General features: G+C 39.1%; 14 protein-coding genes. 8 read left to right on the top strand and 6 right to left on the bottom strand.

What is annotated here, in order from left to right:
- The first annotated feature begins 13 nt into the window (after window positions 1-13).
- From ABLB96_RS06945 to ABLB96_RS06925, 5 genes are all read left to right on the top strand, one after another.
- Complete coding sequence (locus tag ABLB96_RS06945) at window positions 14-1,060, top strand: preprotein translocase subunit SecA (RefSeq protein WP_348897786.1); 1,047 nt, start codon at window positions 14-16, stop codon at window positions 1,058-1,060.
- A 121-nt stretch (window positions 1,061-1,181) separates the two neighbouring features.
- Entirely contained in the window at window positions 1,182-1,904 is a 723-nt protein-coding gene (gene minC / locus ABLB96_RS06940) for a septum site-determining protein MinC (protein WP_309454342.1), read from the top strand.
- 70 nt (window positions 1,905-1,974) lie between these two features.
- The gene (minD, locus tag ABLB96_RS06935; protein WP_134262941.1) at window positions 1,975-2,787 is read left to right on the top strand and encodes a septum site-determining protein MinD; all 813 of its coding nucleotides are present in this window, start codon (window positions 1,975-1,977) and stop codon (window positions 2,785-2,787) included.
- Between the two features lie 2 nt (window positions 2,788-2,789).
- A complete protein-coding gene (gene minE, locus ABLB96_RS06930; RefSeq protein WP_309454341.1) occupies window positions 2,790-3,062 on the top strand; it encodes a cell division topological specificity factor MinE in 273 nt (90 codons plus the stop codon).
- A gap of 83 nt (window positions 3,063-3,145) precedes the next feature.
- Entirely contained in the window at window positions 3,146-3,433 is a 288-nt protein-coding gene (locus tag ABLB96_RS06925) for a PA4642 family protein (protein WP_348897785.1), read from the top strand.
- Window positions 3,434-3,482: 49 nt separating this feature from the next.
- On the opposite strand, the gene rhtC is transcribed toward ABLB96_RS06925, so the two are convergent.
- Both rhtC and ABLB96_RS06915 read right to left on the bottom strand, forming a co-directional pair.
- On the bottom strand, window positions 3,483-4,103 hold the full coding sequence (gene rhtC, locus ABLB96_RS06920; RefSeq protein WP_348897783.1) for a threonine export protein RhtC: 621 nt from the start codon (window positions 4,101-4,103) through the stop codon (window positions 3,483-3,485).
- 147 nt (window positions 4,104-4,250) lie between these two features.
- Complete coding sequence (locus tag ABLB96_RS06915; RefSeq protein WP_348897782.1) at window positions 4,251-7,283, bottom strand: DNA translocase FtsK 4TM domain-containing protein; 3,033 nt, start codon at window positions 7,281-7,283, stop codon at window positions 4,251-4,253.
- Between the two features lie 269 nt (window positions 7,284-7,552).
- On the opposite strand from ABLB96_RS06915, the gene trxB reads away from it, so the two are divergent.
- The 3 genes from trxB to ABLB96_RS06900 all read left to right on the top strand — a co-directional run bounded on the left by trxB (window position 7,553) and on the right by ABLB96_RS06900 (window position 10,184).
- The gene (gene trxB, locus ABLB96_RS06910) at window positions 7,553-8,500 is read left to right on the top strand and encodes a thioredoxin-disulfide reductase (protein WP_348897781.1); all 948 of its coding nucleotides are present in this window, start codon (window positions 7,553-7,555) and stop codon (window positions 8,498-8,500) included.
- 118 nt (window positions 8,501-8,618) lie between these two features.
- Window positions 8,619-9,350, top strand: a complete 732-nt coding sequence (gene aat, locus ABLB96_RS06905; RefSeq protein ID WP_348897780.1) for a leucyl/phenylalanyl-tRNA--protein transferase — start codon at window positions 8,619-8,621, stop codon at window positions 9,348-9,350.
- A gap of 18 nt (window positions 9,351-9,368) precedes the next feature.
- On the top strand, window positions 9,369-10,184 hold the full coding sequence (locus ABLB96_RS06900) for an arginyltransferase (RefSeq protein ID WP_348897779.1): 816 nt from the start codon (window positions 9,369-9,371) through the stop codon (window positions 10,182-10,184).
- 43 nt (window positions 10,185-10,227) lie between these two features.
- Here ABLB96_RS06900 and rimI read toward each other — a convergent pair whose 3' ends face one another.
- The 4 genes from rimI to tuf all read right to left on the bottom strand — a co-directional run bounded on the left by rimI (window position 10,228) and on the right by tuf (window position 14,178).
- Entirely contained in the window at window positions 10,228-10,683 is a 456-nt protein-coding gene (rimI, locus tag ABLB96_RS06895) for a ribosomal protein S18-alanine N-acetyltransferase (RefSeq protein WP_348897778.1), read from the bottom strand.
- A gap of 106 nt (window positions 10,684-10,789) precedes the next feature.
- Complete coding sequence (locus tag ABLB96_RS06890; RefSeq protein ID WP_348897777.1) at window positions 10,790-11,665, bottom strand: metal-dependent hydrolase; 876 nt, start codon at window positions 11,663-11,665, stop codon at window positions 10,790-10,792.
- A 237-nt stretch (window positions 11,666-11,902) separates the two neighbouring features.
- On the bottom strand, window positions 11,903-12,784 hold the full coding sequence (locus ABLB96_RS06885; RefSeq protein ID WP_348897776.1) for a metal-dependent hydrolase: 882 nt from the start codon (window positions 12,782-12,784) through the stop codon (window positions 11,903-11,905).
- Window positions 12,785-12,987: 203 nt separating this feature from the next.
- The gene (gene tuf / locus ABLB96_RS06880) at window positions 12,988-14,178 is read right to left on the bottom strand and encodes an elongation factor Tu (protein ID WP_369029906.1); all 1,191 of its coding nucleotides are present in this window, start codon (window positions 14,176-14,178) and stop codon (window positions 12,988-12,990) included.
- Window positions 14,179-14,188: the final 10 nt, after the last annotated feature.

Raw genomic sequence — 14,188 nt, 5'->3', positions numbered from 1 at the left:
AGCATTTATCGCTATGCAAAACAGTACCGAAAAACCAGCAAAATATCACCATAGGGACTCAAGCAGCATTTCATTTAAGCTGTTTTTGATTTATGACATCTTTATGGTGTTTATTATTATTTTCAATCTGTTCTGTCTTGCAGCAAATTTCTTTTTAATGAGCAGTATTGGGGCATGGTTTTTTGAACACATTCACTTGTCCCAAGTACTCACCTTTTATAAAACTTATTTGCACCCTTGGGTGATTACGACTGAAGCTTGGTTTATTGGTTTTTTAATTACCGAGTTTCTTGTCCGCTGGGGCATCTCTATTGTTTATAAGCACCATAAGCGCTGGTTTTTCTTTCCATTCATTCACGGGTATGAAATTTTAGCCATCATTCCACAATTACGTTTTTTACGTTTATTTCGCGCTGGTATTATCGCATACCGTCTATATGAATTAGGCTATCCTATTATTCCGGAAAGCTGGAGAAAAAACGGTCTATTTTACTACCGCGTTGTTATGGAAGAGTTATCTGACCGTGTTGTTATTACCGTAATTGACGGTATTCGAAATGAACTCCAAACCAGTTCAAGTCATAAGCAAATTATTCACGAGCTGGTAAATCACCATCGTGAACAATTTACCATTACCCTCACCTCTATTTTACAAGAATCGTTGGCTACAGCTTTAAAAGAACAAAAACCAGCAATCACAAAAGGTGTTGGACAAATTGTTGATCAAGCCATAGAAAATACACCTGAACTCACTCAGTTATTACGTTTAATTCCTTTAGTCGGCGGTCGTATCGAACAACAAATTCAAAGTATTGGTCAACGACTCGGTGAAAATATTAGTGCAGGTTTAATCGAACCTTTAATTGAAGGTTCAAAAGAACAGCCCAATGCAACTTATCAATTAATTTCAGAAAAGATTAGTAATATAAATATTAATAACCGCGAGCTTGAACAACTTGTTGAGTCTGTCGTATTCGAAAGTCTTGAAGCAATTCGTAAACAAGTTAAAGTCAAACAGTGGCAACAAATGCTTGCGGAGCGTGATCGAATCAAAGAATAAGCATTTATTTAATTTTTTATGAAACACGCTAGAGAATTGGTGCGATTTGTTCTAGCATTTGTTCTATTTACAATAAACTTAACGATACTACAGCTCGTTTTAACGCCTTGAAGGAAGACTTATGGCTGATATCCGGATTACCGGCAGAATGGTTAACTTTAGCAGGATAACCTTCGATACGAATGATCATGATGTGATCCGCCAGCAATTATCAAATATTCTAAATGAAGGTTCCTATCAAGGAACTGTCGTTATTATAGATAGTACTGTTGAGCAAGAGCTAATTGCCTTGATTCAGCTGTTAGTGAGCTTAGGTTTACAACCTATGGCAGTCATTGACGGTATATTAGGTGATGAAGCCCGTGCTATTCAATTCCCTGTGTTACCGGCAGATCAACCATTACAACGCATTAAGGCAACTGCCGAGCAAGTTGCAATTGTAGAGAAACCAGCACCTGCACAAGCTTCACCAGAAACAAAAAAACCACTAAATAATAATGCAGTTGCCCATATTACCTCTTATCATGATGAAATTTTGCGTACAGGCCAATCTCTTGTACAAGATCAAGGCGATATTATTTTAAAAGCTGGCATGAATAGTGGTTCTGAAGTGATTGCTTCAGGAAATATACATATTTATGGCACGGTTCGTGGTAGAGTCATTGCTGGTGCGGGTGGGCACGCTGCTGCACGTATTTTTTGCCAATCTTTAGAGGCTGAACTCGTTTCCATTGCCGGAACATATTGTGTCGCAGATGATATCCCTAAACATGTGGTAAAAAAGCCAGTACATATTTATTTAAATGAAAAGCAAGAGCTTGAATTTGAAGCTCTAGAACTTTAGTTTATTAAGCAAATCACCAAAAAACAGCCCTTTTAAGGGTGTATGTATGACCATAATAGGAGTGGATTCGGTGGCCAAAATTGTTGTCGTAACATCAGGCAAAGGTGGTGTAGGTAAAACTACAACGAGTGCATCTTTTGCAACAGGTTTAGCCCTTCGTGGTCATAAAACTGTTGTGATTGACTTTGATGTAGGCTTACGTAACCTTGATTTAATTATGGGGTGTGAGCGTCGTGTTGTTTATGATTTCGTTAATGTAATTAATAATGAAGCACGTCTGCAACAAGCCCTTATTCGCGATAAAGATATCGAAAACCTTTACATTTTGCCGGCTTCACAAACCCGTGATAAAGATGCTTTGAGCGACGAAGGTGTTGCTCGTGTAATTGATGAGCTTGCTCAAGAATTTGATTACATTATTTGTGATTCACCTGCGGGGATCGAGCGTGGTGCGATTTTAGCAATGTACCATGCAGATGAAGCAATCATTGTGACAAACCCTGAAATTTCTTCAGTACGTGACTCTGACCGCATCATCGGAATGTTAGACAGCAAAACTAAAAAAGTTGAACACAACGAAGGACGTATACGTAAGCATTTATGTATTACACGTTTTAACCCTGAACGTGCTGACCGTCAGGAAATGCTGACGATTGATGATATTTCTAAAGATATTTTACGCGTACCGACATTAGGTGTTATTCCAGAATGTCCAAGTGTATTACAAGCATCAAACGAAGGTAAGCCAGTTATTCTGTATTCAGAAACTAAAGCTGGACAAGCGTATGATGACTTGGTTGCTCGCTTTCTTGGCGAAGACCGCCCTTATCGACACATCACAGCTCAACCTAAAGGCTGGTTAGCACGACTATTTGGAGCGTAGATATGGCAGGATTCTGGAGTAAATTATTTAGCAGTGAAGAAAAACCAACAAGTGCTCAAACTGCCAAAGATCGTTTAAAAGTTATTGTTGCATCAGAACAAGGTCTAGGCCGTCGTCTAAGCCAAGACAAGATTGACCAAATGAAGAAAGAAATCATGCAGGTGGTTAGTCGCTATGTAAGCGGTGTAGGCGAACAGCATATCCAAATGCAAGTTCGTTCTGAAGCAAATATCGAAATGTTAGAAATGAATATCAATTTACCTGAAGAACGATAATTCTATTTCTGACTATTCAATAAATCAGAATCAAGGCAAAATAACGCAAGTTATTTTGCCTTTTTTAAAATGAGGAGATTGTCATGGCATTATCACAGCCAGCAACTTTCAATGAAGAATGGTCCGATGAGCGTGTTTTTGCCTACCTCAACCAACTTCCTCCAAATGGTGTGAACGCAGATTTTCACGTGCTCTACCATGCATTCAAACATATGCGTCCGAATGACTATGAACGTCTTTTGACTAAATTTGTTGCAGATGGTCGAGATATCAATGCAACAAGTCCTGAAGGTGAACGCATTCATGACGTAATTGCTAAGTTTCCACGTCAATCAGCACCGTTTTTAGAAGTTTTAGCAAAGTTTGCTTAAGCTGAAAAATAAAAAAGCCTCTTTAAGAGGCTTTTTTAATCGTCTGGATTTATCGATTTCCAATCAGGAAAATACCGAACACGGTAAAAATACCACCTGAAATACCATCAATCCATTTCGAGAAATTACGGTAAGCCACTCTGAAACTTGGTAATGAGAAAATAAAAGTCACAAAGCAGAACCATAAAATCGTTTCAACTGACACAATAATAAAAAGCAGCCAATGCACTTGATCAAGTTGAGGATTTGCTAAAAATAAAGAGAACACACTACCAAAATAAATCACAGCTTTCGGATTTGATAAATTGGTCAGCAAGCCCTTCATAAAAAATAAATACGGTGCTTTAGGCAACTCAACAGCTGTAACCTCTTCCGGCTGATTTTTTGAAAATGCCGAACGCAACATTTGATAGCCTAACCAACACAGGTACAAACCACCTGCGATGAGTAAACCTTGCTTTAACCAAGCCATTTTTTCAAAAATAATATTTAAGCCCATCAGCGCTAAAGATGCCCAAAACATAACGCCAACTGTTATTCCTGCAACAACCAACATGGCTTCTCTGCGAGATCGGCTCACTGCGGTCTGTGATACCAGAAAAAAATCAGGCCCAGGGGTAATAAGCGCACAAAAATGAATAAAAGCTAACGTAATTAACGCGACTAACATGTTGTCCTCCTGATTTGTTTCATTGTTATTTGTTTAGAAGCACACATTAGCATTTTTTACTATTCGATAAAATCTTAAACTCTCGTTGGAACTATTATTTTTAAGCATAAAAAAGCCTCCGAAGAGGCTTAATTTTAAGAGGACATATTAAACCAAAATATCGCGCTTACCATTAGCGCCCATAGCGCTCACAATGCCGTTCTCTTCCATTTGGTCGATAATACGGGCAGCCCGGTTATAACCAAGACTAAACTTACGCTGTAATGAAGATGTAGAAGCTTTTCTAGTTTCTAAGACAAACGATACACATTGATCATAAAGTGCATCACGGTCTGAACCACCCTCACCCTCTTCAAAGCCACGAGAAGTAGGTTCTTCATCATATGGCGTTAAGATCTCATCTACATAGTCCGGTTCACCGCGTTCACGCCATGCATCACAAATACGGTTCACTTCATCATCACTAATAAATGCACCATGTACACGTTCAGGCTCAATTTTACCTGGTCCTAAGAACAGCATATCACCATGACCTAACAAGTCTTCTGCACCACCTGCATCCAAAATAGTACGTGAGTCAATTTTACTGTTTACACGTAAAGCTACACGCGTTGGAATATTGGCTTTAATAAGACCAGTAATGACATCTACCGATGGACGTTGAGTTGCAAGTAAAAGATGAATACCCGCAGCACGAGACTTTTGTGCCAAACGCGTAATCATTTCCTCTGCTTTCTTACCTACCTGCATGATCATGTCGGCGAATTCATCGGCCACAATCACAATTGATGGTAATGGTGTTAAACGAGGGGCACGCTCTTGTGTTGCTGAGTCACTTGGTTTCCAAGTTGGATCAATCAAGTCTTCCCCATTCGCAATCGCTTCTTCAACTTTTCGGTTGTAGTCACTTAACTTACGAATTTTCAAGAATGACATGAGCTTATAACGACGCTCCATTTCATTTACACACCAGTTTAATGCACTAACTGCATCTTTCATGTCAGTTACTACAGGTGTTAATAAATGCGGAATATCGTTGTAGTTAGCCAATTCAAGCTGTTTAGGGTCAATTAAAATTAAACGTAACTGATCAGGCGTATATTTAAGCAACATCGATAAAATCATCGAGTTAACTGCAACTGATTTACCTGAACCGGTTGTACCTGCAACTAACATGTGTGGTGCTTTGGCTAAATCTGTTAATACTGGATTACCTGAAATATCTTTACCCATTGCCATGCTAATGAGCGCACTTGGATCACGATATGTTGGCGTTTCTAATAGTTCAATCAAACGCACCATTTCACGGGCACTATTTGGTACTTCAATACCAATATATGGTTTACCCGGAATAACTTCCACAACACGTACTGAAGCCATAGACATTGAACGCGCCAAGTCACGGGAAATATTAGTCACTTTAGATGCTTTAACACCCGGAGCTAAGTCTAGTTCAAAACGTGTAACAACTGGGCCTGGCTGAGCTTCAACAACCTGAGCTTTAACATTAAACTCTTGTAATTTGATCTCAAGCAATTCAGACAAACGAGAAAGCTGCTCTTCGGTAAAGTTCACTTTTTTGTTTGGGTCAACTTTATCAAGCAATTCAAAGCCCGGTAAGGTCGGCAAATCTAAACGTTTCTTAGCCACTTGCATTGCACGAGACATTGGTCGGCCTGATGCATCAGTTAATGGTGCATCAAAATCAAATTCATCATCAAGCTCATCTTCCGGCTTTCCAGCAGTTTCTTGCCAAGCTTCAATAAACTCTTCTTTCGAAAGCTTCTCTGCACCAATTGTTGTTTGAATAGGTGCTTTTACAAATGCTGAAGATTGGGCATAGCTACTTGCTCGGGCTGGTTGAGCTACCTGAGCAATATCCTCATCAATCAATAAATCATCAAAGTCATCGAACACTTGTTCATTTGATAAATTTTTAGGTGACTGATTTAAATTTGATACAGGTACAGAGGCTTCAACTGATGTATGAGAAACTTGCGGTGCTACTACTGGTTCAACATGATGGTCTTGTACAAACGGCGTATGTACATCAGTTGCTGTTTTACTGTTTGGAACTGCGGCAAGTAATTCATCAAAAATCTCATCATCATTCCAATCTAACCCTTGATGGATATTCGATGGCTGAGCTTGATTTTGTTTAGCTTGGTAAACAGTTTCTTGAAACTGCTCATGAGTTGGAGCTTGATCATTTGAATCGTCAGCAGCTCTTAACAGTGCATCAATTTCTTGTTTATGACTTGCATCATCACGTTGCAGGGCACGCCAAACTTCACCTGTCGCCACTAAACGCTCACTATCTTTTTTAAGCTGTTGAGCTTGCTCAAGTGTACGTTCAAAGTTTTCTGGCTGAGAAGTTTGCTTTTCTTCAACAGTTTCAGGCTGGCTTTGTTCTTTCGCTAAAACATCAGCAAATAAACGCTCTGCCATTTCATCATGTCTTGTAGACTTAACTTTAGATTGAGTTTTTTCAGGTTGTATATTTTCCGCTTCAGTGGCAGTTTCCACTTTAGGCATCTCTGCAACTTTTACTGCTGCTGTTTTATTTGCAGGCTGAGTTGTTAAGTCATAAGCAGATTCATTCGGAGATACGTTTTTATAAAACAAATCTTGCAAATAACTTGGCATCGCTTTGAGCGTAACCCAAGTTTTGCTCCACTGTACCCCAAATGCCAAAGTGAACAGCACCACTCCAAATACGAGCAGAAATAGTGTCGCACCATAAATCGTTAAAAGTTGAGACAGGCTTTGCCCCAATTCATAACCAATAATCCCGCCTGCCGCATTATCTAAAGTATCTGCAGGCACATTCCAGTGTAAGTAAAGCAAACTCGACACAACAAGAATTAAGAAGAATTGAGCAGCATAACGGAATGGACGATTTAGAAAGCTATGCGGCCACCAGACTTGGATGGCTTCAACAAACAGGAAAATTGGAATAAGTAAACTTGCCCAACCTAAAAAGCCAAACAGCAAATCTGCAATCCATGCACCGGCAATACCACTCGCATTGGATACTTGCTGAGTATCACTTGAAATATGCATCCAGCCCGGATCAAATGGCGTATATGTTACTGTCGCCAGAAACATATAAATACCAAAAGAGACCAAGAATAATGTCATCAATAAGCGCTGTGCATAAACACTTGACACCGCAGTCATATACAGTCCTGTAACCCATTTAATTATTGGTTTAGAGATGTGAAGATCTACATTCTAGATCTTCAACGAATTAACTTTATATTATGCACCTGTTCTTACAAAAAAGGTGCATGATTCTTTACAGTTGTTGTTAACATAAGGCACTTCTATATTGTTATATAACTTAATTCGATTGACCTGATCAATATTATCCACATTGATTTCACGCTATTGGTCGGCAATTTCACGTATAATTTTCAAAATTCTCGAAATAAATAAGGATACCCTCAATGAGTGCTCGTCATTCTCGGTTAATTATTCTCGGTTCTGGCCCTGCTGGTTATAGTGCAGCTGTTTATGCAGCACGTGCAAATCTTAAACCAACACTTATTGCAGGTTTACAGCTTGGCGGCCAACTTACAACAACAACCGAAGTTGACAACTGGCCGGGCGATCCTGAAGGTTTAACAGGTCCTGCTTTAATGGACCGCATGCAAGCACATGCTGAACGCTTCGGTACTGAACTCGTCTATGACCATATTAATGAAGTGGACTTAAGTGTACGTCCTTTCGTTCTTAAAGGTGATATGGATGAGTACACTTGTGATGCGCTCATTATTGCAACTGGTGCTACAGCTCAATATCTTGGTTTAGAGTCTGAACAAAAATTTATGGGCCAAGGCGTGAGCGCTTGTGCAACATGTGACGGTTTCTTCTATAAGAACCAAAACGTTATGGTTGTCGGTGGTGGTAATACAGCGGTTGAAGAAGCGCTTTATTTATCAAATATTGCTGAACATGTAACCCTTGTTCACCGCCGTGATTCTTTACGCTCTGAAAAGATTTTGCAAGATCACTTATTTGCTAAAGAAAAAGAAGGCAAAATCAGTATCGTTTGGAACCATGAAGTTGAAGAAGTTCTTGGCGACAATACTGGTGTAACAGGTGTTCGCTTAAAATCTACAAAAGATGAAAGCAAACAAGATGTACAAGTTCAAGGCTTATTCGTTGCCATTGGTCACAAGCCAAACACTGGAATGTTTGAAGGCCAGTTAAACTTACGTGATGGCTATATTCAAGTACAAAGTGGTACTTCAGGTAATGCAACAGCAACTTCTGTAGCAGGTGTTTTTGCTGCGGGTGATGTTGCTGACAGTATCTACCGTCAAGCGATTACTTCAGCTGGTTCAGGCTGTATGGCAGCATTAGATGCAGAAAAATATCTAGATAACCTTTAATTTAGATATTACAAACAGCCGTTTCATAACGGCTGTTTTTTTATAATTTATAATAATTAATGGCTGCGTCATATTAATTTTTATAGCATAACCCTTAAGCACACATTATTTTAGACTTATGAACAAACTACCTCTATCTAAATATATTTTTCCAGATCCAGAGGAAGCCGATCCAGATGGTCATGGTCTAATTTGTATTGGTGCTGACCTCTCCCCTTCTACGCTCTATGAAGCATATACCCACGGACTTTTCCCGTGGTTTAATGAAGATGAGCCTATTTGTTGGTGGAGCCCTGAACCACGCTGCGTGATTTATCCTCAAAACTATAAACCAAGTAAATCGCTCATTCGGAACATGAAAAAGTATGATTACACCATTACGGTAAATCGTGCTTTTGAACAGGTCATCCGCTCATGTTCACTCCCTCGAAGCTATGCCAACGAAACTTGGATTAGCGAAGATATTATTCAGGGTTATTGTGCCATGTTTGATGCAGGTTATGGCTATAGCGTAGAAGTCTGGCAAGAAGAACAACTGGTGGGTGGCTTATATGGAATTACCATCGGTAAGGGTTGTTTTGGCGAGTCTATGTTTAGTACCCAAACCGATGTTTCTAAAATGGCTTTTTATACATTAATGTTGATCGGACAAGAAAATCAGCTTCCATGGGTCGACTGCCAACTTGTAAATAGTCACTTAATTAGCCTTGGAGCTTGTACACTTTCTCGGCAGGACTACCTTAAATCGTTACAAGATGTAATTATTCACCCATCTATCAATTGGAAAAAGTATCAAGAACGTGTATTTTCAAGTAAAACAATAGCATTAAATGCAAAGTTAATGGAATGACAACAGGAGGGACCAATCATGAAATCATATCACCCGAAGTCCCTTTTAAATGATCTGCAATATTATATTACTCCACCTCACGATTGCAGCTATTTAGAAAATAAGTCAGCACGTATGGTCTTTTTAGACCCAATTCATCGCATCGATGTTGTAACTTTATCTGAGCTATCTCGTTTAGGATTTCGTCGTAGTGGTGACTTTGTTTACCGTCCTGAATGTCATTTATGCAGACAGTGTTTATCTTGTCGTGTGCCTGTTGCCGACTTCCAAATGAACAGCATGCAAAAAAAAGCTTGGAAGCGAAATCAAGACCTGACTATGACGGTTCTGCCAACCCGACAAGCTGCGCAAATACATTATGATCTATATGAACGTTACATTAACGAGCGCCATGCTGATGGCGATATGTTTCCACCAAGTTTAGATCAATTTGAAAAATTTCTGGTTCATAGCTGTACAGATAGCTTTTTTCTAGAACTATGGAAAGACAATCGTCTTATTAGCGTTTCTACCTGTGACCTAATGGACGATGGATTATCTGCGGTCTATACATTCTTTGACCCAGATGAACACCGCCGATCTCTAGGTGTTTATTCGATTCTGAATCAAATCGAATACGTAAAATCACTTGGTTTAGAATATCTTTATTTAGGGTATTGGGTCCCCCACTCAGCCAAGATGAATTATAAATCTCAATATACTCCGCTAGAACTTTTACTCGATGGCCAATGGCGCCGCTTAAACAGATCACTATCGCTCGAAGAGATACATCAATTAGGCAATTCACTTATGACAACATTACCTTCTGAGTGGAATAATTTAATTATTAAATAATTCTGTCCTGTCTTTTTGGTAAACACCCAATAAGACAGGAGTCTTAAAATAAAGAAGCGAAATCATCAGTACAGGTTTTTACCATAATGACCGCATGTTCTCGCCCGCCTTCTTGGGTTGGGTAATAATTACGACGTAAGTCAATTTGATGAAAACCTGTTTTTTCGTATAAGCCAATTGCCGCTTTATTACTTTCACGAACTTCAAGAAAAATTTGTACAGGCTGATTCTTTAAACGTTCAATTGATGCCTCTAACAATTCATAGCCCAAACCTTTACCTTGCATTTGAGGATCAATCGCCATAAGCAACAAATTCGCTTCATCTAAAACGGGTTGTAAAATACAAAAACCAACCACCTTATGATTTAACTCAATTACCGTACATTGATAAGCATCGAGGGACTCTAAAAATTGCTGCCTAGACCATGGATGTGTTTGAACAAGCTTCTCAATGTGAGCAACGCTATCTATATCGGAGGCTTGCATAGTACGAATCATGAGTTTCAATACATTCTTAGATTTCAAAGTAAGCGTATTATAGAAACTCCAACGAAAAAAACGAGTAAAAAAAAGAGCAATTTAATTGCTCTTTTTAAAAGTAATTTTAAAGCCCTAACTTTTCACGCCAAGTTGCCAATAAAGCAGTTGTATCAGAATCATTTGGATGGAATTTTGGTCTTAAGAAATCTAATAATTCTGGAATTTGGCGTGTCATAAAGCCCTTACGACCATACATAAACTTAAGCATATACTTAGTATCTTTCCAAGTTAACTTTTCATCAGTTTTAAGTAGTTTGGCAGTAAAATAAGACTGAGTAGCAAAGATTAAAGCCATTGCAATAATTAAAGCAGTTGAACGCATAAAATAAGCTTTCGGGCCTTGTCCATACATGCTTGTATACACATCGAACGCCACTGCTTTATGTTCATTTTCTTCTACTGCATGCCACATCCATAGATGATACATCGTGTCATCCTGAAACATTGCTTGAATTTCAGGATTTTGTAAAAGTTCAGCTGCAATCGTCGATGTAAAGTGTTCTAAAGCACAAGTGCCTGTTAAATCAATCATCTCTTTGGTGTAGCCAAAAGGTTTCATTAACTTGGTTACAACAGCCGTACCCATCTTAATGACTTTGCCTGTTTGCTTTTCCATATGACGGACATCATATCCATAAGCCTGCGCTGAAGCATTAAATGCTAAATGTTCTTTCGAATGCATTGCTTCTTGACCAATAAAAGCACTAATTTCTTTTTGAAGATCTGGGTCAGCAAGTTTAGGATCATTTCGTACAGCACGCGTACTATTTACAAAGAACTGTTCTCCTTCCGGAAAAAGAACTGATAATGCTGTCATAAAATGAGTTAATCCTGCATCGTAATTTGCCCAATAGCGTGGGACTTGAGCAAATTCAAAATCCATACGACGCACAGGGAAACTTGCTCCAGCACGATTAGAAATATTTACTTTAGCATTCATGTCAGACTCCTTTAAGTGAATCTACAATTCACTTATATCCTTATATATTTTCTTAATATTTATAATCATACGCTTTTAAAAGTGCTATTTAAGTGCAGATGAGGACAGCAAATTATCAGATGAGGTCATAAATAGCCTTATTTTAGAGCAAAATTAATAACCCTCTTTTCCCCAAAAGAGAAGCAACTTCCGGCAATAAAAAAGGGCTATTTGCAGCCCTTTTAACTTCGGTTTGGATTAAAGACCAAGTTTAGCTTTCCATGTTTTTAATAAACCATCAGTATCTAAATGATTTGGATGAAAGCCTGGTTTAAAATAGGCCAACATTTCTTTAGCCATACCCGTGATAATACCTTTGGATGGGCTATAACCATATTTGTAAATGACAGACAACTCATCTAAGTTTAATTTATTGTCTTGCTTTAATAGACGCAGTACAAATGAAGACTGAATAGCAAAAATAAGTGCCATCGCAAATACAAGCGAACTTGTACGTAAAGCATAAGCTTTTACGCCCTTTCCAAACACACCTTCATAAACATCGAATGCAACAGCTTTATGTTCATTTTCTTCAATTGCATGCCAATACCACATGGTTGACATAGTCTGATCTGTCATAAGCTCTTGAATATGGGTATTAACTAAAAGCTGAGATGCAATCGTTGCAGTAAAATGCTCAAGAGCCGTAGTCGCAGTTAAATCTACCATCTCTTGCGTCATACCAAATGGTTTTACGATCTTTGCAAAAGTTTTACGCGCAGTCTGAATAGCAGTATCGGTAAATTTTTCCAGCGCATCGACATCATGACCAAACTTTTGTGCAGAAGCATTAAAATTTACATGCTCTTGTGTATGCATCGCCTCTTGACCAATGAACGCGCTAATTTCTTTTTGTAGCTCTTCATTGTCTTTAATTGCTGGGTGATAACGTACCGCACGTACACTATCAATAAAAAACTTCTCACCAGCAGGAAATAGAGCTGACAATGCTGTCATAAAATGTGTGAGTCCAGCAGAGCCATTCATCCAGTATTCTGGTACATCATTAAAATCGAAGTTCATACGACGTACAGGAAAGCTTGCACCTGCACGATTCGTGATATTTACTTTAGCGTTCATAGTGAAAGCTCCTTGCCAGTAACCTGAGTTACTTAAACTTTATTGTTCATTTTCTTGATTCTTATCATACAAACTTAATCAAAAGGCTTAAGTGCAAATAGGGACAGTGAAGTATCAGTTAAGGCCAGCTTTAAAATGATTTGTCTAACAATTAAACATAAAAAAAGCGCCCCAAAAGGAGCGCTCTTTTCACTGAAAAGTGATTATGCAGTTACTTTAGCAACAACACCAGCACCTACAGTACGACCACCTTCACGGATCGCAAAACGTAGACCTGGGTCCATTGCGATCGGGTGGATTAATTCTACTGACATTTCAACGTTGTCACCTGGCATAACCATTTCAACGCCTTCTTTCAACTGGATTGCACCAGTTACGTCAGTTGTACGGAAGTAGAACTGTGGACGGTAACCATTTAAGAATGGAGTGTGACGACCACCTTCTTCTTTAGAAAGTACGTATACTTCTGCGTCGAATTTAGTGTGCGGCTTGATTGTACCTGGTTTTGCAAGTACTTGACCACGTTGTACATCTTCACGCTTAGTACCACGAAGTAATACACCACAGTTCTCGCCAGCACGGCCTTCGTCAAGAAGTTTACGGAACATTTCTACGCCAGTTACAGTTGTTTTAACTGTATCTTTAATACCAACGATCTCTACTTCTTCACCAACTTTAACAATACCTGATTCTACACGGCCTGTTACTACAGTACCACGACCAGAAATTGAGAATACGTCTTCGATTGGCATTAAGAATGCTTTGTCGATAGCACGTTCTGGTTCTGGGATGTAAGAGTCAAGTGCTGCTACAAGTGCAAGAACTGATTCTTCACCGTAAGGACCTGCATCACCGTTAAGAGCAGCAAGAGCTGAACCACGGATTACTGGAGTGTCATCACCTGGGAAGTCATAAGTAGAAAGAAGTTCACGAACTTCCATTTCTACTAATTCAAGTAATTCTTCGTCGTCAACAAGGTCGCATTTGTTTAAGAATACGATGATGTAAGGTACACCAACCTGACGAGAAAGAAGGATGTGTTCACGAGTTTGTGGCATTGGACCATCAGTCGCAGCACATACAAGGATCGCGCCGTCCATCTGAGCAGCACCAGTGATCATGTTTTTAACGTAATCGGCGTGGCCCGGGCAGTCAACGTGTGCGTAGTGACGAATTGGAGAATCGTATTCTACGTGTGAAGTATTAATTGTAATACCACGTGCTTTTTCTTCAGGTGCTGAGTCGATTTGTGAGTAATCTTTCGCTTCACCGCCGTAAGTTTTTGCACAAATAGTTGCAATCGCAGCAGTTAAAGTTGTTTTACCATGGTCAACGTGACCGATTGTACCCACGTTTACGTGTGGTTTATTACGTTCAAACTTGGCTTTAGCCATGATGATCTTC

Origin of the sequence: Acinetobacter sp. XH1741 (assembly GCF_041021895.1) — a bacterium.
In the GTDB taxonomy this organism is placed as follows: Bacteria; Pseudomonadota; Gammaproteobacteria; order Pseudomonadales; family Moraxellaceae; genus Acinetobacter.
Note: the sequence above shows the minus strand (reverse complement) of the source record. Positions and strands in the feature narration are given on the sequence as shown.